Annotated in this window: 14 protein-coding genes and 1 tRNA gene; 7 read left to right on the forward strand and 8 right to left on the reverse strand. The window is 66.9% G+C overall.

What is annotated here, in order from left to right:
• Positions 1-2 precede the first annotated feature (2 nt).
• Positions 3-79 (forward strand) — tRNA-Arg (locus CFB43_RS07260).
• A 50-nt stretch (positions 80-129) separates the two neighbouring features.
• Here the strand turns inward: CFB43_RS07260 and glmS are convergent.
• The 7 genes from glmS to CFB43_RS07295 form a co-directional block, all read right to left on the reverse strand.
• Positions 130-1,947: a glutamine--fructose-6-phosphate transaminase (isomerizing) gene (glmS, locus tag CFB43_RS07265; RefSeq protein WP_089494584.1), complete on the reverse strand. Its 1,818-nt coding sequence runs from the start codon at positions 1,945-1,947 to the stop codon at positions 130-132.
• Between the two features lie 48 nt (positions 1,948-1,995).
• Positions 1,996-3,084 carry a hypothetical protein gene (locus tag CFB43_RS07270; RefSeq protein WP_089494585.1) on the reverse strand — a complete coding sequence of 363 codons (1,089 nt, stop codon included), beginning with the start codon at positions 3,082-3,084 and terminating at the stop codon, positions 1,996-1,998.
• 92 nt (positions 3,085-3,176) lie between these two features.
• Positions 3,177-5,327 (reverse strand): polysaccharide deacetylase family protein, encoded by a 2,151-nt coding sequence (locus tag CFB43_RS07275; protein WP_089494586.1) that lies wholly within the window; start codon positions 5,325-5,327, stop codon positions 3,177-3,179.
• 333 nt (positions 5,328-5,660) lie between these two features.
• Positions 5,661-6,431 carry a hypothetical protein gene (locus CFB43_RS07280; protein ID WP_089494587.1) on the reverse strand — a complete coding sequence of 257 codons (771 nt, stop codon included), beginning with the start codon at positions 6,429-6,431 and terminating at the stop codon, positions 5,661-5,663.
• Between the two features lie 13 nt (positions 6,432-6,444).
• The gene (locus tag CFB43_RS07285; protein ID WP_089494588.1) at positions 6,445-7,455 is read right to left on the reverse strand and encodes a YaiO family outer membrane beta-barrel protein; all 1,011 of its coding nucleotides are present in this window, start codon (positions 7,453-7,455) and stop codon (positions 6,445-6,447) included.
• A gap of 11 nt (positions 7,456-7,466) precedes the next feature.
• Entirely contained in the window at positions 7,467-8,468 is a 1,002-nt protein-coding gene (locus CFB43_RS07290; protein WP_089494589.1) for a polymer-forming cytoskeletal protein, read from the reverse strand.
• 3 nt (positions 8,469-8,471) lie between these two features.
• Complete coding sequence (locus tag CFB43_RS07295; protein ID WP_089494590.1) at positions 8,472-10,016, reverse strand: glycosyltransferase family 2 protein; 1,545 nt, start codon at positions 10,014-10,016, stop codon at positions 8,472-8,474.
• Positions 10,017-11,213: 1,197 nt separating this feature from the next.
• On the opposite strand from CFB43_RS07295, the gene wecB reads away from it, so the two are divergent.
• The 6 genes from wecB (at position 11,214) to CFB43_RS07325 (ending at position 19,699) form a co-directional block, all read left to right on the forward strand.
• Positions 11,214-12,431 (forward strand): non-hydrolyzing UDP-N-acetylglucosamine 2-epimerase, encoded by a 1,218-nt coding sequence (wecB, locus tag CFB43_RS07300; RefSeq protein WP_089494591.1) that lies wholly within the window; start codon positions 11,214-11,216, stop codon positions 12,429-12,431.
• Between the two features lie 579 nt (positions 12,432-13,010).
• Entirely contained in the window at positions 13,011-13,472 is a 462-nt protein-coding gene (locus CFB43_RS07305) for a (2Fe-2S)-binding protein (protein ID WP_089494592.1), read from the forward strand.
• Complete coding sequence (locus CFB43_RS07310; RefSeq protein ID WP_089494593.1) at positions 13,469-15,793, forward strand: xanthine dehydrogenase family protein molybdopterin-binding subunit; 2,325 nt, start codon at positions 13,469-13,471, stop codon at positions 15,791-15,793. Before CFB43_RS07305 ends, CFB43_RS07310 begins: the two co-directional genes overlap by 4 nt.
• A gap of 72 nt (positions 15,794-15,865) precedes the next feature.
• The gene (locus CFB43_RS07315; protein WP_089494594.1) at positions 15,866-16,633 is read left to right on the forward strand and encodes a class II aldolase/adducin family protein; all 768 of its coding nucleotides are present in this window, start codon (positions 15,866-15,868) and stop codon (positions 16,631-16,633) included.
• 107 nt (positions 16,634-16,740) lie between these two features.
• Positions 16,741-18,570 carry an acyl-CoA dehydrogenase gene (locus tag CFB43_RS07320; RefSeq protein WP_089494595.1) on the forward strand — a complete coding sequence of 610 codons (1,830 nt, stop codon included), beginning with the start codon at positions 16,741-16,743 and terminating at the stop codon, positions 18,568-18,570.
• Between the two features lie 148 nt (positions 18,571-18,718).
• Positions 18,719-19,699 carry an NADPH:quinone oxidoreductase family protein gene (locus CFB43_RS07325; protein ID WP_089494596.1) on the forward strand — a complete coding sequence of 327 codons (981 nt, stop codon included), beginning with the start codon at positions 18,719-18,721 and terminating at the stop codon, positions 19,697-19,699.
• Positions 19,700-19,769: 70 nt separating this feature from the next.
• Here the strand turns inward: CFB43_RS07325 and CFB43_RS07330 are convergent, their stop codons facing one another.
• On the reverse strand, positions 19,770-20,414 hold the full coding sequence (locus CFB43_RS07330; protein ID WP_089495273.1) for an SGNH/GDSL hydrolase family protein: 645 nt from the start codon (positions 20,412-20,414) through the stop codon (positions 19,770-19,772).
• Positions 20,415-20,425: the final 11 nt, after the last annotated feature.

Below are 20,425 nucleotides of genomic sequence, written 5' to 3' on the forward strand. Positions count from 1 at the left end.
GACCGCCCTTAGCTCAGTTGGATAGAGCAACGGCCTTCTAAGCCGTAGGTCACACGTTCGAATCGTGTAGGGCGGGCCAGCTTGATTCCTCAAGGACCTTCACCAGTCCGCCTCGGTTACCCAGCCCCCTCACTCAACCGTCACCGATTTCGCTAGATTCCTCGGCTTGTCGATATCCGCGCCACGCAAACACGCCGCGTGATACGCAAGCAGCTGTAACGGCACCACATGCAGGATCGGCGACAACAGCCCGTAGTAATCCGGCATCCGCAGTACCGACACGCCTTCGCTGTTGTCGATCCGCGTATCGGCATCGGCGAACACGTAAAGCTGCCCGCCGCGCGCCCGCACCTCCTGCATGTTCGACTTCAGCTTCTCGAGCAACGCGTCGTTCGGCGCGATCGTGGCAACAGGCATCGTATGCGTCACGAGCGCGAGCGGCCCATGTTTCAACTCGCCCGCGGGATACGCCTCCGCATGGATATACGAAATCTCCTTCAGCTTCAGCGCGCCTTCGAGCGCGATCGGGTAGTGCAGCCCGCGCCCGAGAAACAGCGCGTTTTCGTGCTGCGAGAATTCCGCCGCCCAGCGCGCGATCTGCGGTTCGAGCCCGAGCACATCCTGGAGCGCACCCGGCAGCCGCCGTAATTGCATCGTGTAGCGCGCGAGCTGCGCATCGTCGACGTAGCCGCGCAGCCGTCCGAGCGTGACGGCGAGAATGAACAGCGCGACGAGCTGCGTCGTGAACGCCTTGGTCGACGCGACGCCGATTTCCGGGCCTGCCCGCGTCAGGAAGCGCAGGCCGGTCTGGCGCATCATCGCGCTGGTCGGCACGTTGCAGATCGCCAGCGTGTCGATATGGCCGAGCGCCTGCGCGTACTTGAGCGCGGCGAGCGTGTCGGCGGTCTCGCCGGATTGGGACACGCTGACCACCAGCGTGTTCGGCATCGCGAGCGCATCGCTGTAACGGTATTCGCTCGCGATCTCGACCTGCGCGGGGATGCGCGCGATCGTTTCGAGCCAGCGGCGCGCGGTCAGGCCGGAATAATGGCTCGTGCCGCACGCGAGAATCAGCACGTTGTCGATCTGGTCGAACGCCCGCGCGGCATCCGGGCCGAATACGGCCGGATCGAACAGCCCCGCATCCGGGATGGTCGCGGCCACGGCCTGCGGCTGCTCGAAAATTTCCTTCTGCATGAAGTGCCGGTACGGCCCGAGTTCGACCGCGGCCTGCGCGGAGGAAATGGTTTGCACCGCGCGCTCGACCGGTGCGCCGCCGCGATCGAGCACGCGTACGCCGCCCGGCGTCAACTCGACGACGTCGCCTTCCTCGAGAAAGATGAAGCGGTCGGTGATGCCGGCGAGCGCGAGCGCATCGGAGGCGAGAAAGCATTCGCCATCCTTCACGCCGACGACGAGCGGTGAGCCGACTTTCGCGCCGATCAGCCGCTGCGGCTCGTGCTTGCTGAACACGGCGATCGCGTACGCGCCATGAAGCTGTGAAGTCGCTGCACGGACGGCGGCGAGCAGATCGCCGCGGTACTGGCTGTGGATCAGGTGCGCGACGACCTCGGTGTCGGTCTGGCCGTCGAATTCGTAGTGCGCGTCGGAAAGTTGCTTGCGCAACGTTTCGTGGTTTTCGATGATGCCGTTATGCACGAGCGCGATTTCGTCGCGCGAGAAGATCGGATGCGCGTTGCAGGTTGCCGGCGCGCCATGGGTCGCCCAGCGCGTGTGCGCGATACCGGTGCTGCCGGTCAGGCCGGCGCTGCGCACGTGGGCGTCGAGATCGGCGACGCGCGACATGCTGCGCTCCCGGCGCGGCTGGCCGTTGACGACCGTCGCGACCCCGCATGAATCGTAGCCGCGATATTCAAGGCGGCGCAAACCTTCAATCAGAATCGGGACGATGTCCCGTTGCGCGACCGCGCCGACGATGCCACACATGACACGCCTCCTTCCCTGACATTTTTGCCGGATCGGATGCACGCCGTGTCAGCGCGACGCAGTCTCCGTTGCCTCCGCCGTCGTGAAGCCGCATTGAGCGGGCGCGACGGGGTCGGCCATCCTGCTTTCGAATGCGAGATAAAGCGATTCCTCCAGTACGTTCCAGTGCGCACCATGCCGGTACGGGCCCGATCGCGCATGCCAGCAGGCGACCGTGTTCCAGTCGTTCATCTTGAATGCGACCAGCGCAATCAAGCCCCATGGATAATCGCTGCCGGCCAGTTGCAGCCACGTCTTGCCGTATTTCTGCATCCACTGCGCATAGATGGCCTCGTTCGATTGATCGGGAACCTGAATCCCCGACAGGAGCGGGAAGATCTGCGCGACCTTCGCCGGATAGAAGGTCGCGTCGCTGATGCGCTGCGTGCTCGCGCGAAAGCCGGATTGCGTGCCGCGCCAGAACACCTTCAGGATCGCGGACGAGAGCCGGTCGGCGCGCTGGCGCCACGGGCTCGCGTGCGCGGTGTCGGCATGCCGGACGTAGTACGCGGCGAGCGCCTGGAATGCGCTGTGGACCTCGACGTTATCCATCAGCAGCGCGACGTGCAGTGTCGACGAGATCTGATAGACGCCGGTGGGCTTGCTGAGCAGCGTGTCCAGATGCGCGCCCGCGCGGTTCAGGCTGAGTTCCCATGCGGCGGGCATGCCGTCGGGCGGCGCGAAGCGGGAGAGCAGCTCGATCCAGGTGGCCATCATCGCGTCGTCGGCGTCGGCTTCCGCGCAAGCACTGTACTGGCCGCTCTTCAGGCAGTAGCGATCGAAGCCGCCGTCGGGGCGCTGACGCGGCAACAGCCACGCGATCCACGCGAGTGCGGCCTGGTGGGTGTCGAGCCCGGCATCGGTGGCGGCGAGCAGCGCCTTCGCCGCGAAATACGGATCGACGCCGGCGCCGTTCAGGCGCACGGTAATCGCGCCGTCGGGGCGCTGGTAGAGTCCGTTGAGCTGGAGCTCGGCGGCGCCCGCGTGCAGCGCGAAGCCGAATGCCAAGACACAGCAGGCAACGCACCACAGGCGGCATAGCCGGGCGGTGGCCGCCACGCGGGCGCGTGCGGCCGGGGAAAGCGCGGGCCGGTTCATGATCGGGGGCTCCTGCGCGGTGTTCGTGCGCAATGCTCGCCGGGCGCGGCGTTGGCCGCGTCGCGCGCCGGCGAGTGTGTCGACGTTGCGGGTCAGTTCACCTTGGCGCTGGTGAACTTGAGGCTGGTGCCGCCGTTCGCGGTGACGAGCCAGTACGTCGCATCGGTGATGACGATGCTGCCGCTGCCTTGCGTGATCAACGGCAGTGCGTAGGCCTTCTTCGGCAGCAGCCACGTCATGTTCGCCAGACTCGTCGGGTGGCTGGCGGCAAATGACCAGCCGCTGCCCGTGTCGGTGGCTGACCACGTAACGTTCAGGCGTGCCCGATCGAAGATCGTGATGTCGCTCATCGTGTACCACTTGAACTGGCCGAGCAGCTTCAGCGTATTCGCTTGCGAGAAGATTGCGTTCAACGTCGACGTATAGGACGACGCGCCGAGCGGGTGCGCATAGATCAGTCGGCTCGTACGGTTCGCGACGACGAAGTTCATCAGGGCTGCATACCAGTTGTTCACGTCGCTCGTCGGCACCGCATACTGCTGGAACTCCTCGAACGTCGCGTACTTGCCGAACGGCATCACGGGGTAAGCCCACAGGCCCGGGTTCAGCAGCGCGCCGTTGCGGTATGCGCGGGTCGGTGCCGAGCCGGTGTGGCCGGTGAAGTAGTAGCCGTTGAAGCCGTTGCTTTCGAGCCAGTTGACCGACCAGGTCGGCGTGTTGCCTTCCGGCGCCGCGTACTCGACATCGGGTTGGCCCGTGGCTGCCTGAACGGCCTGATGGTTCATCACCAGGTACTGCGTGAACGTGCTCGCGTTCGTTTCGCTCGCGTTCGCCCCCCAGTAGTCGTGAATCCAGCCACCGTGGCTGCCGACGTGATGGCCCTTGCTCAGGAAATACTTCACGAGATTCAGCGCGGTGGGGTTGTTGGCGAGGTTGATGCCGTTTCCGTCGCCGAACGTCGCTTCATCGGGGCCGGCCGTGATCACGAGCGAGAACGGCCCGTTGTTCCACACGCCGAGGTTCTTCAGCTGGAGCGCGGGCTGGATCTGGTCGCCTGCGCAGAAGTGCCAGTTGAACACCAGCCCGGCCATTGCCTTCGGCAGCGGCGACAGCGACGGCAGGTTCAGCATCTGCGTGCCGAAATAATGCAGGTAGCCGTGGATCAGCATGCCATCAGTCTGGCCGTCGAGGTAGGCGAGCGGCAGGTTGACGAACAGCACGCCGCCGTTGCCGTACGTGTTGTAGCCGGACACCAGCCCGAACGTCGGCGAGGTCAGGATCGTCGTGCCGGTGTACGTCCCCTGCGTGACGAAGCTCGGATAGGTGAGGAAGCCGTACACATAGCCGGAGATGCCTTCGAGCGTGTCGGTGGTCGTCGCCGTGGTCGACGCGAGCATGGTGGCTGCCTTGCCGGTCGTCGTGCTGACGAGCGAGTTGGCGCTATACGTACCGGACTTCACCTGCTTGCCGTTCGCGACGCCGGTCAGCTTCGGCGCCGTCTGGTTCAACAGGCCGCTGCCTGCCGGCGGCGTGTCGTACTGGAACCATGCGCCGTGGTTGTAGTTGGCGAGGCCGCCCGGGTTCGACGGGCTACCGGACAGGTAGAGCGCGGTACCGGTAGCCGGCTTCGACGAGTTGTTCGTCTTCGAGCCGCTGGTGGTCGCCGCCGCCATGACGCTGGCGGTCGTCGTGGTAGAAGCCGTCGTGGTCCATGCCATCGACTTGCCGGGAGGCACCTGGAGCGTGCGCAGCCAGCTGCTCATGCCGGTCACGTTGCCGAGGCCGATCATGTTGCCGCCCAATTGGTCATACAGTACGTAGTCCACACCGACCATGTTGCTGAAGCGGGATTTCGGGCTTACGTAGAAGCCGGCGGAATTCAGCACGCCGAAATCGTAGACGAGCATCACCTTGCCGCCGTTCAGCGCATAGTTCTGGATCGCCGTGACGAGCGTGTCGTCGGCTGTCGTATGCACCTGATCGGGCAGGATCAGGCCGGGATACTGCGACAACGATGCACCGGCCGTCATGAACTGGCTGTCGGTCATCACCGTGATCTGCAGCCCTTCCTCTTGCGCGGTGTCGAGCCATGCGGACACGCGCGGATCGGGCAACGTCAGCGTATTCGGCACCAGCAGGATGAGCTGGTTGGTGGCCGCCTGAACGCCGCCCGGACTGAATGCGAACGCGAGCGCGAACAACGCGAACAGGATCCGCAAGAACTTGCCTGACTTTGCCAACATGGTGTACTCCTCGCTCAAGGAATGGGGCGCGCGGCAGCCGTGATGCGCGTGCCGCCAGGTCGACCAGTCCTGCCCCATAGGTGTGTGCGGCTGTCCGGTGCGTCGAACATCGAGTGGTACCTGTCGATGGCAGCTGGAACAACGGGGCACGTCGGTGCGCCGCGCTGTCGTCATTGACGAAAGGACCCGATGCGACACATTGAGTGAAGCGAACAACGTGCCATTCGCTGCGGAGGCCCGGTCCTGTTGGCTTCATGTAACGCGAGTCGCGCGGCACGGCGGCAAACGCGATGGATTCGTTTCATCGCTGATACGGCGCGTTTGCGCGCGAAATCAGCAGACAGAATCGGCGCCGTTCGTCAGCGCGCCGGGCCAGCTCGCGCAGTAGGTGTAGAGCGTGACCAGCAGGCCGATCAGCAGCGGTCCGCCGAGCAGGAAATAGCAGAACGGCAGGAACAGCAACGTGCCGTGATGGATGATCATCGCGTGCAGCAGCATCACGAACGGCAGCGCGACGATGAAGTAGCCGAGTACCAGCACCGACGCACAAGCCTTCTGCAGCAGCGAGAAATCGAGCGGGTAGTACAACGCCGCCATCACCAGCGGGATCATCGCGATCGCCGCGCCGTGCAGCACGAACATGTCGCGCAGATGCAGCAACGGGACATAGGGAAACGTGCCGGGCGCGAGCCAGAAGTACGCGCAAATCAGCAACTGGGTGAAGCTCGCGATACGTAACAGATATGCAACAGGCAGCCAGTTCTTGTGTCGCATGAAGGAGGTGGCGAAGCCGATCGCGCAGAGTGCCGCGGTGGCGGCCAGCAGCACGTCGCCCGGCATGCGCGCGGCGACGTCGATCGACAGCAGCGGCACGCGCGGCGCGTCGGGCGGATAACCGATCACGATCACGTGGAGCGCAGGATCGATCTGCTGCGCGCCCCAGGCCATCACCGCGCGCCAGTAGCGCCAGGCGAGCGGCAGGCCGACCCACAGCAACGCATACAGCGCGGGTGTCAGCAGTACGATCGACAGCAGCCAGCGCTGCGGATACGCGTGGATTCGCAGCGAACGGTCGGCGGGAGGACGGACGGGACGCGTCTGCATGTCGCGCGTCCGGTTACCAGCGATAGAACACGCTCAGCTCGCCGCCGATCCGCGAGTAGTACGGGTTGTGGTAGTAGTCGAACTCGAGCTGCGTTCCCCACTTGCGCGTGAACCAGTAGCGCCATTTCGCGTCGATCTCGTGGCTGCGGAAATCGGCGATCTGCGAGCCGGAACCGGTGACCTGATAGGCCTCGCGGCCGAACCCGCCGCGCAGCACGATCACGCTCTTGCCGACTTCGCCGTAGGTGACGGCGCCGTAATAGGCGGGCGCCTTCACCGATCCGGGCGAATCGACCGTGTAGTTCGTGCCGGCCTCGAAGATCCATTTCGGCAGCGCGTACCAGATCACGCCGGCGTGATAAAGCTGATCGCGATGGCCACTGCGGTTCCATGCGTAACCGGCGCCCAGCGACACGACCAGCGAACGATCCGACAATAACTTGCGATTGATCGACAGGTCGACGCGTGCGCTCGGCAGGATCGTCCCTGACGTGGTGCCGGCGAAGCCGACACCGCCGAACCAGTCGGGGCCGATATCCTGCACGTAGGTCAGGGCGCCGAGTTGCGTGTTCTCGCCGAAGCGATGAAGCTGAGCGAGTTCGCCGAGCACGGTGCGCCCGCCGTCCTGATAGACGCCACGCAGATGCACGCCGTACCAGTCGCCGTAACCGTGCGTCAAGTGCGCGCTCGAATAGCCGAGCGACAGTTCGGTATGCGATTCTTTCGGCGCCTGGACATGCGTGACAATTGCGTCGGGCAGCGGCGGGCGGTTCGTATCGTCGGGCGTGAACTCGGCGAGCGGCACGCCGTCCGGCAGGCCGTCGGCGCTGACGCGCACGAACGTGGATTCGTCGCGCGGCCGCGGCGTGATGACGGTCGGAACGTCGGGCGCCTGCACGGGCGGCGCGGCGGCGTCATCCGGCAGGGCAGCCATTACCGGTGGCGCACCGAAGGCGACGCCGCACAGCACCGCGAGGGTGGCAACCGGCGCGCGCGGGCCGCGATGGCAGGGGCGATCGGACATGAAGGCGCTCCTTAACGGGATGCGTGGAACCAGCCGCTGCGCCACGCGACGAGGTCGCCATGCACGCATGCATGACCGGCGACCGAGACATCGCGCGCACACGCGCTGACAGGATGGCCGGCGACCCCGATGCGCGCACCGGTCAGCCGGAGCAGGCCGCCGGCCGACACGACGCCGTCGATGCAGCTCGCATCGGCGAGCAGCACGTCGTCGCGCGCGAACACGGCGCCGTGCAGCAACGCATGACGTTCGAGTTCGACGCGATGCGCCTTGACGCTGCCGCGCAGCACGCAGCCTTCCCCGAGCACGAGCGTGCCGTCGACGACGAGGTTGCCTTGCACGACCGTGTGCGCGGGCAGGCGAACATCGCAATGCAGCAGGTAGCGGCCGTGCAGGAAGCGATGCGGCAGCGTCGCGAAGTGGCGCGTGAGCGAGATCGCGCGGCGTGGTGCGACAGGCATGTCGGCAGCGCGTGTGCCCGACGCGGCACCGAAGACGATCGGTTCGCCGTACAGGCATGCGAAGCCGCCGGCGCCATGCAGGTGCACGGTGCCGCCGACCACTACGCCACGCAGCACCGCGCCGTCGATGTCGATGTCGATCCGCGGCGCGTGCGCAAGCGCACCGATCGTCGCGCCGGCATGAACGTCGATGCGTTCACCGGCGAACGCATACGCCGCTCGGGCGCCGTCGTCGAGCGTGATCGCGCGATCGGCATGGAGCACGTCGTCGCGATGCTCGTCGTGTGCGACGTGAATCATGTCGGCGTGCTGTACGGTCAGCCCGAGTGTTTGCCAGGGTGGTGCGGCGGACGGATCGGCCGGCGGTTCGCCGGCCGCGTCCGCCCGCAGCGCATCGTGCCATCGCGTGGCGAGCAATGCCTGATCGACGAACGGACCGTCGCCGATCGGCAGCGCCGCGACGTCGCTGCGCCGGATCAGTTCATGCAGCATCGGCAGGAACGGCAGGCTGAGCACACCGGCCACCGGCACCATCACATTGAAGGTCGTCATCGCTCATCGCTCCGGTTTCAGTTGCCGGCGGAAACGCTCGGTCTTGTCCCATTTCAGTTCGCGGCGGAATGCGGCGTCGAGCGTGAGCCCCCATAGCGCGGAGACGACGGCCGCGATCGTCACGCAGAAGCCGACGACGTTGATCGGCACGAGGCGCAACCGCGTCGCGCGGCCGTCGAGCCGGGCCGCGACGACGATCTCGAAGAACACGCCGAAGTTGCCGAAGGTGCTGAACGAAAACAGCGCGAACAGCGACACGATCAGGCCGAGCGCGGTCGAGTTGACGCCGTTGAACAGGTAGAGCGCGAGCGCCGCGCTCCATGCGACGGCGAGGAGCGCGGGCATCACGAACACGCCGAGCAGCAGCGCGCCGTCGAGACGGCAGCGCCGCGAGATCAGCGGATTGCGCAGCACCGGGACCAGATAGCGCAGCAACGTCTGGTTGTGGCCTTTCGCCCAGCGCGTCAATTGCCGGGCCCGCACGGCCCAGTGCTCCGGCACTTCCTCATAGCATTCGGCGTGGTTCAGGTAGACCGTGCGCCAGTCGCTCAGCAGCAGGCGATAGGTCATGTCGGTGTCCTCGGCGAGCGTGTCGTCGCGCCACCCGCCTACCGCGTCGAGCGCGCCCTTGCGGATGCCGCCGACCGTGCCGCCATACTGCGGCACCAGGCTGAGGTTGTTGCGGGCTTGCTGGTTGACCTGGTAGCCGCCCGCGCGCTCGAGGTCGAGCAGCCGCGCGAGCAGGTTGCTGTCGGCGTTCTGCGGCACGACGCGGCCCATCACCGCGCCGACTTCCGGATCGAAGAACGGCGCGACGAGTTCCTTCAGCAGCCCCGGGCGCGGCAGGTAGTCGGCGTCGAATACCACCATGATGTCGCCGCGGATGAAGTGCAGCGCATCCTTCAGCGCGGCCGCCTTGCCCGGCTTGCCCGACTCACGGTGAAAGGGCTGGATGAGGTCGGGCGCAAGTGCCTGGACCTCGTCGATCAGCGCGCGGGTGTTGTCGGTCGACCGGTCGTTGACCGGAATGATCGTCAGCCTGTCGCGCGGGTAGGTCGTCGCCAGCAGCGCCATCAGGCAATCGACGACGACGGCTTCTTCGTTGTGGGCGGCGACGAACACCGTGAGCCGCGGCCATTCGCCATGGGTAATCGTTCGGTAGGGCGCGCATTGCGGCTTGAACAGGCGGTCGATGCTGAACACGTAATGCCGTCCGGCGTAGACGCACGTCAACAGCATGAAGAGCCACAGGTACGCGACGCAGGGCATCAGCAGCAGGTCGGGGTCGAACGTGAAACCTGGCGTACCGGCGGGCGGCGGCTCGAGCGACACGTCCGCATCGTGCGATGCCGGTACGGCGACGGCGAACGGCACGTTGTCGAGGGCCGTGCGCTCGACGGCGACTGCGGCGTTTGCGGCAGGCACGATGATCCGCGCCGGTTCGGCGATCGCCTGCGATGCGGTGTCGCGCACGGCCAGCGAGAAGGCAAGCACGATCAGCAGCAGAATGCCTTGCTCGCAGAGCGACGCCATCCGCGTTTTCTTCATGTCCTGGTCCCCGATGTCCGCGACGACGACCGATGAGAGCTGAAGGCGCCCGGGGATCGCGCGGTTGTCAATGGGACGCGGCCGCCTGTTCGTCGCGCGAGGGCGGATGTCGTTCGCCCCGGCGGACGCGTCGCGTCGCCTCCCGGCTTCGTTGCATTGGCGTCCCCGTCTGTCTGCTGCTGCCGTGCGAGTGCTTCGGGACGCACCTGTCCGACATTAAGCAAGGCGTGAGCCATGGGTCGCGATGCCCCGTGCCGCAAGGGGCCGGGCGCGAGGTGCGCGCGCAGTCGCGGTCGCGGCGACGTGTTTTGATTCACTGACGAATCAGCGTAGGCGCATGCCGTTCGGCCGCAGGCAGTCTGCGGCCTGTCCCGCGTACGTCGCACGGCCGGCGGTTTGTGTGACGAGTCGCATCCTCCTTGCTCGATGCGGCTTCGCGAGAGGCACTGGCGTGCATCGTTCGCCGCGCACGCGTTGCCCCGAAGATCGAAACGGCGATCGCCGTCGTCCGTGCGGAATGGACCGGACTCCGATGTATCCGACTGCTCCGGATCCGCGTTACACATTCGCAACGTTTCCCGCACGTCCATTCGTGCGACGCAAGCGACACTGCATGCCCGATTAATCGTGCGCACGCGACCTTGGCCGGCGGTCGCGTGCACGCCGGGCGCTGCACAGACAAAAGTGCCGAATCGAGACGACGTAAAGCGTTTCGAAAGATCCAGGCGGATCGATACATGACGGGTATCGGACATGCAGTCGTGATTCATCGGACGACGTCGTCAGACGGATCGTGCGGTCGGCCGGCTGTTTATCGTTGTCGCGCCTACCCGGAGATGAGACGTCCCGTAGCAGTTGTGAAACATTCCGTTGCGCAACGCGTATGTGCGGCGCGCGTCGCGCGAACCGGGCCCGGCTGTAGTGCGGCTGGTTTGAATATTGCTGGTGTGGAAGCGACGTGACGGACAGGCGTGGTGCTCGACACAGCGAGGAACGACTCATGACGTGACTGATCAGTGCAACGAGATGCCGGTAGAACGACGATTCGCGCGGCCGGGACCGCACGGACAAGACGGCGCGCTCGCCCCTCGGCACCGCCGCGTGCTGACCGCGTGCGAGTACGGGAAGCGCCGTCCGGATACATGCTTCGCGCCACGTGCAGGGTCGTCCGCGCGAAGTGGCTAAACGAGGATAACGATGAAGAAGATTTTGCTTGTGTTCGGGACTCGGCCGGAGGCCATCAAGATGGCACCGCTGGTGCGCGCGCTGAAGGCGCAAGCGGATGTCGACGCCCGGGTGTGCGTGACCGCGCAGCATCGTGAAATGCTCGACCAGGTGCTGACGCTGTTCGACATCAAGCCCGACTACGATCTCAATCTGATGCGGCAAAGCCAGACGCTGACCGACGTGACGACCGGCATTCTTCAATCGATCGGCATGGTCTTCGACGATCTGCGTCCGGACGTCGTGCTGGTGCACGGCGATACGACGACCACGCTCGCGGTCAGCCTCGCGGCGTTTTACCGCTATCTGCCGGTCGGGCACGTGGAGGCCGGGCTGCGCAGCGGCGACATCTGGTCGCCGTGGCCGGAGGAGCTGAATCGCCGCGTGACCGACGCAGTGTCGTCGTGGCATTTCGCGCCGACCGGGCAGGCGCGTGACAACCTGCTCAGCGAGGGCGTGCCGGGTAGCGGCGTCTCGCTGACCGGCAATACCGTGATCGATGCGTTGCACGAGGTCAAACGCATGCTGGACCGAACGTCCACGCTGTCGGACAAGGTCGCCGCGTATTTTCCGTTTCTCGAGCCGTCGCGGCGCGTCGTGCTGATCACCGGCCATCGCCGCGAGAGTTTCGGCGAGCCGTTCAAGCAATTCTGCGAAGCGCTCTGTACGCTCGCGGGCCGCTATCGCGACGCGCAGTTCGTCTATCCGCTGCACATGAACCCGAACGTGCGTGAACCGGCGCGTGCCCGGCTCGGCGGTGTGCCGAACATCTACCTGATCGAGCCGCAGGAATACCTGTCGTTCGTATTCCTGATGTCCCGCGCGCACTTCATCATCACCGATTCGGGGGGCATTCAGGAAGAAGGACCGGCGCTCGGCAAGCCGGTGCTCGTCACGCGCGAGACGACCGAGCGGCCCGAAGCGATCCAGGCGGGCACCGCACGACTCGTCGGCACCGACCAGGAGCGGATCATCTGGGAGGCATCGCGCTTGTTCGACAGCGAGAGCGCCTACGAGGAAATGTCGCGCGCGAGCAATCCGTATGGCGACGGTCACGCGAGCGAGCGGATCGTTCACGCGCTGATGCGCACGCCGGGCGTGACGACGAAGACGACGAGCTTTTCGCTGGGGGCCGCGGAAATGCCGTTCAATGCGCTCACGCTGGGGTTGCAGGCGTTGCGGTCGCCGTGAGCGGGAGCACGCGATAGCGTCTTCCGTATCGTTCGCTGCCGTCGCACAAGGATCCGGTCCGGCCGCCAGGCCCGCCGGATCCTTGCATGTGTGCGACCCGGAACGCATTTTCCCGCCGGGTTCAAAACGCGGCAGTTCCTGCGCAAGCCGGTGGTGCTTGTCGGATAGCGGAAGCGATCGACGCGCGCGAGGCGCTGCATCCGGCGCGCCGGCGCGCTGGCGCAAAACCGTCGCACATCGGTTAAAGTCGGAGCTCGGCTCAATCCCCATACGAATCCGCCCGTCCGGGCCGAACGTCGCGCGCGGGTAACGGCGATCCGGCGCGCCGTTTCTGGCAGCCTCGACAGGTTCGCGTTGCCGGCGTGACGGTTTGCGTGGGGCAGAATCGGGACCCGCGGGCACCCGCCTTCGAGCGGAATCGTACGCGCGGCAGCCCTCGGCAGCGCGCAGCACCGGGAAACACATCGAGCGCCGGTTCTTCCGGCGAAGCAGTCCACCAGGCGGTGCCGGCTCGGCACCGTTCGAATCCCCACCCGGCACCCGTGGTGCGACGCGGGCGCCTCGACCAGGAGGTGAACGATGATCACGCTGACCGTCAACGGTAGCGAGCAGCACTTCGACGGCAATCCCGACATGCCGTTGCTCTGGTATCTGCGCGATGTCCTCGGCGATACCGGCACCAAGTTCGGCTGCGGCATGGCGCTGTGCGGCGCCTGCACCATACACCTCGACGGCGTTGCGATCCGCTCGTGCATCACCCCGGTCGCAGCCGCTTCCGGCAAGCGCGTGACGACGATCGAGGGACTGTCGACGAACGTCGATCATCCGCTGCAGCAGGCGTGGCAGGAACTGAACGTCGCGCAGTGCGGCTACTGCCAGTCCGGGCAGATCATGCAGGCCGTGTCGCTGCTGAAGACGAATCCCCATCCGACCGACACCGACATCGACGATGCGATGTCCGGCAACATCTGCCGCTGCGGCACCTACACGCGCATTCGTGCGGCGATCCGCCTGGCTGTGCGCCGCGGAGGTGCCGCATGAGCGCGCCCGAACTCTCCGTCCATAACGAAAGCCGTCGCGCGCTGCTGCTCGGCTTCGCATCCGGCGGGCTGCTGCTCGCGTTCGGCGTGCCGTCGCTCGTCCACGCGGCGACACCGGTGCAGCCGCCCGTCAGTGCGAATCCGCAGTATGGCGGCGCCGGGATGCCGCACGGCTTGCGCGACGATCCGCACCTGTTCGTCGCGATCGCGCCGGACGGCACGGTCACCGTGACCTGCATCCGCTCCGAGATGGGGCAGGGCGTGCGCACGAGCGTCGCGCTGGTCGTGGCGGACGAACTGGGCGCCGACTGGGCGCGCGTGAAAGTCGCGCAGGCCGTGGGCGACGAGCCGCGCTACGGCAACCAGAACACCGACGGATCGCGCAGCCTGCGCCAGAGCTTCGCGGCGCTGCGCCGCGCGGGCGCGGCCGCACGCACGATGCTCGAACAGGCGGCAGCGGCGGCGTGGGACGTCGATGCGCGTCAGGTCAAGGCGACGGTGCATGAGGTCGTCGACACGAAGAGCGGGCGCAAGCTCGGCTTCGGTGACCTGGCGGCGAAGGCAGCGGCGCTGCCGGTGCCGGATCCGGCTACGGTGGCGTTGAAGGCGCCGGCTGAATTCCGCTATATCGGCAAGGGTGAAACGGCGCTGATCGACGGGCGCGACATCGTCGGCGGCCGCGCGCACTACGGGATCGACACGCGGCTCGACGGGATGCTGTATGCGGTCGTCGCGAGGCCGCCGGCCTACGGTGACACAGTCGCATCGGTCGATGCATCGGCGGCGGAGAAACTGCCGGGTGTCGTCAAGGTCGTGCAGCTTGCGCCAACACCGCTGCCGTCCGGCTTCCAGCCGCTCGGCGGCGTGGCCGTCGTCGCGCGCGATACGTGGACCGCGATCCAGGCGCGCGCGGAACTGAAGATCGACTGGAAGCGCGGGCCCAACGCGAACTACGATTCCGCCGCGTATCGCGAGACGCTCGAAGCGGCTGCCGCGCAACCGGGCGACGTGATCCGCAACGACGGCGATGCAGCGGCAGCGCTGGCCGGCGCCGCGAAGCGCGTGCGGGCGACGTACTACATCCCGCATCTCGCGCACGCGACGATGGAGCCGCCCGCGGCCGTCGCGCGCGTGGCCGACGGCCGTTGCGAAGTGTGGACCTGCACGCAGGCGCCGCAGACCACGCGTGACGAGGTCGCGAAGGCGCTCGGGTTGCCGACGGAGCGCGTGACGGTCAACGTGACGCTGCTCGGCGGCGGTTTCGGCCGCAAGTCGAAGCCCGACTACGTGGTGGAGGCGGCGCTGCTGTCGAAGGCGGTCGGCGCACCCGTCAAGCTGACGTTCACGCGCGAGGACGACATCGCGCACGACTATTTCCACGCGGTGTCGCTCGAGGCGTTCGACGGCGGGATCGATGCGTCGGGGAAAGTGGTCGCGTGGCAGCATCGCACGGTCGCGCCGTCGATCCAGTCGACGTTCAGGGCCGGTGTCGTGCATGAGCAGCCGGGCGAGCTCGCGCAGGGGATTGCGGACCTGCCGTTTGCGATTCCGAACGTGCGGATCGAGAATCCGGCCGCGCAAGCCTACACGCGGATCGGCTGGTTCCGCTCGGTCTACAACATCCCGCATGCGTTCGGCATCCAGAGCTTCGTGTCGGAGCTGGCGCACGCGGCCGGTCGCGACCCGAAGGATTTCCTGCTCGAACTGATCGGGCCCGCGCGGCGTTTCGAGCCGCACATCACGGTGAAGAACACGAACTACGGCGAGGATCCGGCGCTGTATCCGATCGATACCGGCCGGCTGCGGCGCGTGGTCGAGACGGTCGCGCGCGGCGCCGGCTGGGGGCGCAAGCTGCCGAAGGGGCACGGGCTCGGGATCGCCGCGCATCGCAGCTTCGTGTCGTACACGGCGGTGGTGTGCGAGGTGCAGGTCGATGCCGACGGCAAGGTCACGGTGCCGCGCGTCGACATCGCGATCGACTGCGGCCCGCAGGTCAATCCGGAGCGGGTACGCTCGCAACTCGAGGGCGCGGTGGTGATGGGGCTCGGCATCGCGCTGCACGGCGAGATCACGTTCAAGGACGGCCATCCGGAGCAGAGCAACTTCAACGGCTTCCAGGTGCTGCGCATGAACGAGGCGCCGCGCGAAATCCGCGTGCATCTCGTCGCACCGGACGATTTTGCGACACCGCTCGGCGGCGTGGGCGAGCCGGGGCTGCCGCCCGTTGCGCCGGCGCTGACCAATGCGATCTTCGCGGCGACCGGCACGCGCATCCGCAGCCTGCCGGTTGCCGATCAGCTCGCGAAGCCGCACGCGGGCTGACGCACGATATTCCCCACGCCGGGCCGCATCGTGCGGCCCGGTGCACATCGACCCCTGCGCAAGGAGCGTGACGTGGCCTCTTCCGAAGTCAGTGTGAAGCAGTCGGTTTCCCCCGCCGAATGGGATGCGCGAGTCAACCTCGCGGCAGCCTATCGTCTCACCGCGCTATTCGGCTGGGACGATCTCGTATTCACCCATATTTCCGCACGCGTGCCCGGCCCGGAGCACCATTTCCTCATCAACCCGTATGGGATGATGTTCGACGAGATCACGGCATCGTCGCTGGTGAAGGTCGATCTCGACGGACGCAAGGTGTCCGAATCACCTGACGAGATCAACCCGGCCGGCTTCACCATCCACAGCGCGGTGCATGCGGCCCGCGACGACGCGCTGTGCGTGATGCATACGCATTCGATCAACGGCGTCGCCGTATCGGCGCAGGAAGGGGGCTTGCTGCCGCTGTCGCAGCAGTCGCTCGGCGTGCTGGCGTCGCTCGGCTATCACGACTACGAGGGCATTGCGCTCAACGAGGGCGAGAAGGCGCGCCTCGTGCACGACCTCGGCGCCAACACGAACCTGATGCTGCGCAACCACGGCCTGCTGACCGTCGGCGCGACGCCGGCAGACGCGTTCGTCGCGATGTACTTCTTCGAAGCAGCCTGCATGATCCAGGTCCGCGCGCAGGCCGGCGGCGCTGCGTTGTTGCCGATCGGCCAGCCGATTCTCGACGGTATCAAGCAGCAGATCGCCGCGGTTACGCGCGGGATGGGCGCCGGGGCGCTCGTCTGGCCCGGCTTGCTGCGCCGGCTCGATCGGCGCAATTCCGGTTACGCGGACTAGCGGATCCGTCGTTGTCGTTTTAGAACGACCGTGCTAAATTCCAGCCAGCACTTTCCGTCACGGAATCCTTCATTCGGCTGACGAAGCCGGCCCCGGGAGGCAGCACGATGAGCTTGTTGATGTCGCGACGCGATCTCGCGTTCCTGCTGTATGACTGGCTCGACGCGGAAGCGCTCGTCGCGCTGCCGCGCTACGCCGAGCACAGTCGCGAGACGTTCGACGCGGTGCTCGACACCAGCGAGCGGATTGCCGAAGACCTGTTCGCGCCGCACGCGGCGCGTGGCGATCGCGAGGAGCCGCAGTTCGACGGCGAGCGCGTGACGCTGATCCCCGACGTCGAACCGGCCGTGCGCGCGTTCGCGGACGCCGGGCTGATCGCCGCGGGCCACGACGAAGCGCTCGGCGGCATGCGCTTGCCGAAGCTGGTCGAAGCCGCATCGTTCCTGTTCTTCCAGGCCGCGAACATCGCCACGTCCGCCTATCCGTTCCTGACCGCCGCCAACGCGAACCTGCTCGTCGCGCACGGCAGCCCCGCGCAGATCGACGCATTTGCGCGCCCGGAGCTGGAAGGGCGCTATCTCGGCACCATGTGCCTGTCCGAGCCGCAGGCCGGTTCGTCGCTGTCCGACATCGCGACACGCGCGGATTTCGAGGGCGATTCGCCGCTCGGCCCGCGCTACCGGCTGACCGGCAACAAGATGTGGATCTCGGGTGGCGAACACGAGCTGACGGAGAACATCGTCCACCTGGTGCTCGCGAAGATTCCCGACGAACACGGCCGGCTGCTGCCCGGCACGCGCGGCATCTCGCTGTTCATCGTGCCCAAGTACCTGCCGGGCGCCGACGGCGCGGCGCAGGGCGAACACAACGACGTGGTGCTCGCCGGGCTGAACCACAAGATGGGTTACCGCGGCACCACCAACTGCCTGCTGAATTTCGGCGAAGGCACGCGCTACCGCCCGGAAGGGCGCGCAGGCGCGATCGGCTATCTGGTCGGCCAGCCGAATCACGGCCTCGCCTACATGTTCCACATGATGAACGAAGCGCGCATCGGTGTCGGCGCGGGCGCGGTGGCACTCGGCTACACGGGTTATCTGCACGCGCTCGACTATGCGCGCAACCGGCCGCAAGGGCGCCCGCTCGGGCCGACAGGCAAGGATGCCGCCGCGCCGCAGGCGCCGATCGTCGACCATCCGGACGTGCGGCGCATGCTGCTCGCGCAGAAGGCGTATGTCGAAGGCGGTCTCGCGCTGATCCTGTATTGCGCGAAGCGGGTCGACGAAGCACGCGCGCACGATGATGCGGACGTGCGCGCCGATGCCACGCGCCTGCTCGACATCCTGACGCCGATCGCGAAAAGCTGGCCGTCGCAGTGGTGTCTCGCGGCGAACGACCTCGCGATCCAGGTGCACGGCGGCTATGGCTACACGCGCGATTACGCGGTCGAGCGGCTCTATCGCGACAATCGTCTCAACCCGATCCACGAAGGTACGCACGGGATCCAGGCGCTCGACCTGCTGGGCCGCAAAGTCGCACAGGACGATGGCGCGTCGCTGCACGCGCTCGATGCGCGGATCGGCGCGACTGTCGAACGCGCGCGAGCGCTTGGTGCCGAGCTGCGCGAGCAGGCCGATGCGCTGGCGCGGCGCTGGGCGCGGCTGGTCGACGTCACGCGGCAACTCGGTGCGATCGGCGATCCGCAGGCGCGGCTCGCGAATGCGAGCGTCTACCTGGAAGCGTTCGGCCATCTCGTCGTCGCGTGGCTGTGGCTCGACGTGACGCTCGCCGCGCACGGGCACGCCGACGATTTCCACGACGGCAAGCGTGCGGCGGCCCGCTATTTCTTCAACTGGGAACTGCCTAAAGTGGATGCGCAGCTCGATCTGCTCGCGCGCGTCGACACGACGACGCTCGACATGCGCGACGCGTGGTTCTGATCATGGCTTCACCGACATTCCGGAATGCAGACGATGTCGTGGATGCCGATTCCGTCGGCTACCGCGGATTCGTCGTAAGCCGGCCGTGCGGGCGCGCCCCGCGGGATGATTCGATGCGCGGCGACGCCGCTCAAGGAGAGAGACGAACATGAAAGCCCTGTTGTGTACCGCATTCGGCCCGATCGACAGCTTGCGCATCGAGGACGTGGCGATTCCCGAGCCGGCCGCGGGGCAGGTCCGGGTTCAGGTGAAGGCCGCGTCGCTCAATTTCCCCGACGCGCTGATCGTCCAGGGGTTGTACCAGGTGAAGCCGGCGCTGCCGTTTTCGCCGGGCGCGGAATTTGCCGGCGAGATCGACGCGGTGGGCGAGGGCGTGACCGCGTGGCAGCCGGGGGATGCGGTGGTCGCGTTCACCGGGCACGGCGGCTTTGCGCAGCAGTGCGTGGCCGACGTGCACCAGCTTGCCGCGCTGCCGCCGGGGATGACATTCGAGCAGGGCGCGGCGCTCGTGCTCGCGTACGGCACGTCGCTGCACGCGTTGCAGCAGCGCGCGCGGCTGCAAGCAGGCGAGACGTTGCTCGTCCTGGGCGCGGCGGGCGGCGTTGGCCTCGCCGCGATCGAGATCGCGAAGGCACTTGGCGCGCGCGTGATCGCGGCGGCGTCGAGCGCGGACAAGCTGGCGCTGTGCCGCGAAGCGGGCGCCGACGAGACGATCGACTATGCGACCGAAGACCTGCGCCGCCGCGTGGACGAGTTGACCGGCGGGCGCGGTGCGGACGTCGTCTACGATCCGGTGGGCGGTGCCTACAGCGAAGCGGCGTTGCGCGCGACCGCGTGGCGCGGCCGGTTCCTCGTGGTCGGCTTCGCGGCCGGCGAGATTCCGAAGCTCGCGCTGAACCTGGCACTGCTCAAGGAGCGCGACATTCTGGGCGTGTTCTGGGGCGATGCGGTGCGCCGCGATCCGAAGCAGCATGTCGCGAACATGCGCCTGCTGGCCGAATGGTTCGCGGCCGGCAAGGTACGACCCGCGATCACCGAGCGTGTGTCGCTGGCCGATGCGGCCGATGCGATCGCGCGGATGGCCAAGCGGCAGGTGAAGGGCAAGGTGGTGATCCTGCCGGACGCGTGACCGGCTTTCCGCGCGCGGCGTGCCGTGTTCCGGCACACGCCGCGCGGCTGCGGTTCGGCGCTCGTGCGCGTTACGCGATCTGCTGCAGAAGGGCGGCGACCCGCTGCCCGAGCGCACGATGCTGATCGGCCGCGAAGTGAACGCCATCCACCGGGCTCACCTCGATGATCGCGCCGGCATCGAGAAAGTGCGCACCGGCGTCGCTTGCCACCTGTTCGTACTGCTTCGCGAGCTGCCGCGACTTCGCTGCGCCGCCCGCGAAGATCTCGCCGAGGAAGCCGACCTCGACGATCGGCGCAGGCGCCATCAGCACGAGCGTCGGTGACGCACCGGACGGGCCCGCACCGCACGCGGCGATCTCGGCAAGCAGCACGCCGACCGACGTCGCGATGTCGGCGGGCGTGACCGAGAAGCGTGTCTTCAGATCGTTGGTCCCGAGCATCAGCACGACGACATCGACGGGCAAGTGACTTTCGACGCACGCGCGCAGATACGACAATCCGTTCTTGTGCCGGCCTTCGATCGGATCGTCATGCACGGTCGTACGCGCGGGCAATCCTTCTTCGATGACCCGCCAGCTCGCGCCGAGCGTGTGCGCCAGCACGCCGGTCCAGCGTTCTTCGCGTGCGAACCGCTCCAGTACGCCGGCACGCGTCATCGGGCGTGTGCCGTGCGTGTTCGAATCGCCGTAGCAGAGCACGGTTTTCTGCGTCATCGTCATGTCCT

It is taken from the genome of Burkholderia sp. AU15512 (assembly GCF_002223325.1).
Classification (GTDB): domain Bacteria; phylum Pseudomonadota; class Gammaproteobacteria; order Burkholderiales; family Burkholderiaceae; genus Burkholderia.

Excerpts from the sequence above, each read along its gene's own strand:
- glmS (WP_089494584.1), bottom strand. The coding sequence starts at position 1,947 with ATGTGTGGCATCGTCGGCGCGGTCGCGCAACGGGACATCGTCCCGATT.
- CFB43_RS07270 (WP_089494585.1), bottom strand. The coding sequence starts at position 3,084 with ATGAACCGGCCCGCGCTTTCCCCGGCCGCACGCGCCCGCGTGGCGGCC.
- CFB43_RS07275 (WP_089494586.1), bottom strand. The coding sequence starts at position 5,327 with ATGTTGGCAAAGTCAGGCAAGTTCTTGCGGATCCTGTTCGCGTTGTTC.
- CFB43_RS07280 (WP_089494587.1), bottom strand. The coding sequence starts at position 6,431 with ATGCAGACGCGTCCCGTCCGTCCTCCCGCCGACCGTTCGCTGCGAATC.
- CFB43_RS07285 (WP_089494588.1), bottom strand. The coding sequence starts at position 7,455 with ATGTCCGATCGCCCCTGCCATCGCGGCCCGCGCGCGCCGGTTGCCACC.
- CFB43_RS07290 (WP_089494589.1), bottom strand. The coding sequence starts at position 8,468 with ATGACGACCTTCAATGTGATGGTGCCGGTGGCCGGTGTGCTCAGCCTG.
- CFB43_RS07295 (WP_089494590.1), bottom strand. The coding sequence starts at position 10,016 with ATGAAGAAAACGCGGATGGCGTCGCTCTGCGAGCAAGGCATTCTGCTG.
- wecB (WP_089494591.1), top strand. The coding sequence starts at position 11,214 with ATGAAGAAGATTTTGCTTGTGTTCGGGACTCGGCCGGAGGCCATCAAG.
- CFB43_RS07305 (WP_089494592.1), top strand. The coding sequence starts at position 13,011 with ATGATCACGCTGACCGTCAACGGTAGCGAGCAGCACTTCGACGGCAAT.
- CFB43_RS07310 (WP_089494593.1), top strand. The coding sequence starts at position 13,469 with ATGAGCGCGCCCGAACTCTCCGTCCATAACGAAAGCCGTCGCGCGCTG.
- CFB43_RS07320 (WP_089494595.1), top strand. The coding sequence starts at position 16,741 with ATGAGCTTGTTGATGTCGCGACGCGATCTCGCGTTCCTGCTGTATGAC.
- CFB43_RS07325 (WP_089494596.1), top strand. The coding sequence starts at position 18,719 with ATGAAAGCCCTGTTGTGTACCGCATTCGGCCCGATCGACAGCTTGCGC.
- CFB43_RS07330 (WP_089495273.1), bottom strand. The coding sequence starts at position 20,414 with ATGACGCAGAAAACCGTGCTCTGCTACGGCGATTCGAACACGCACGGC.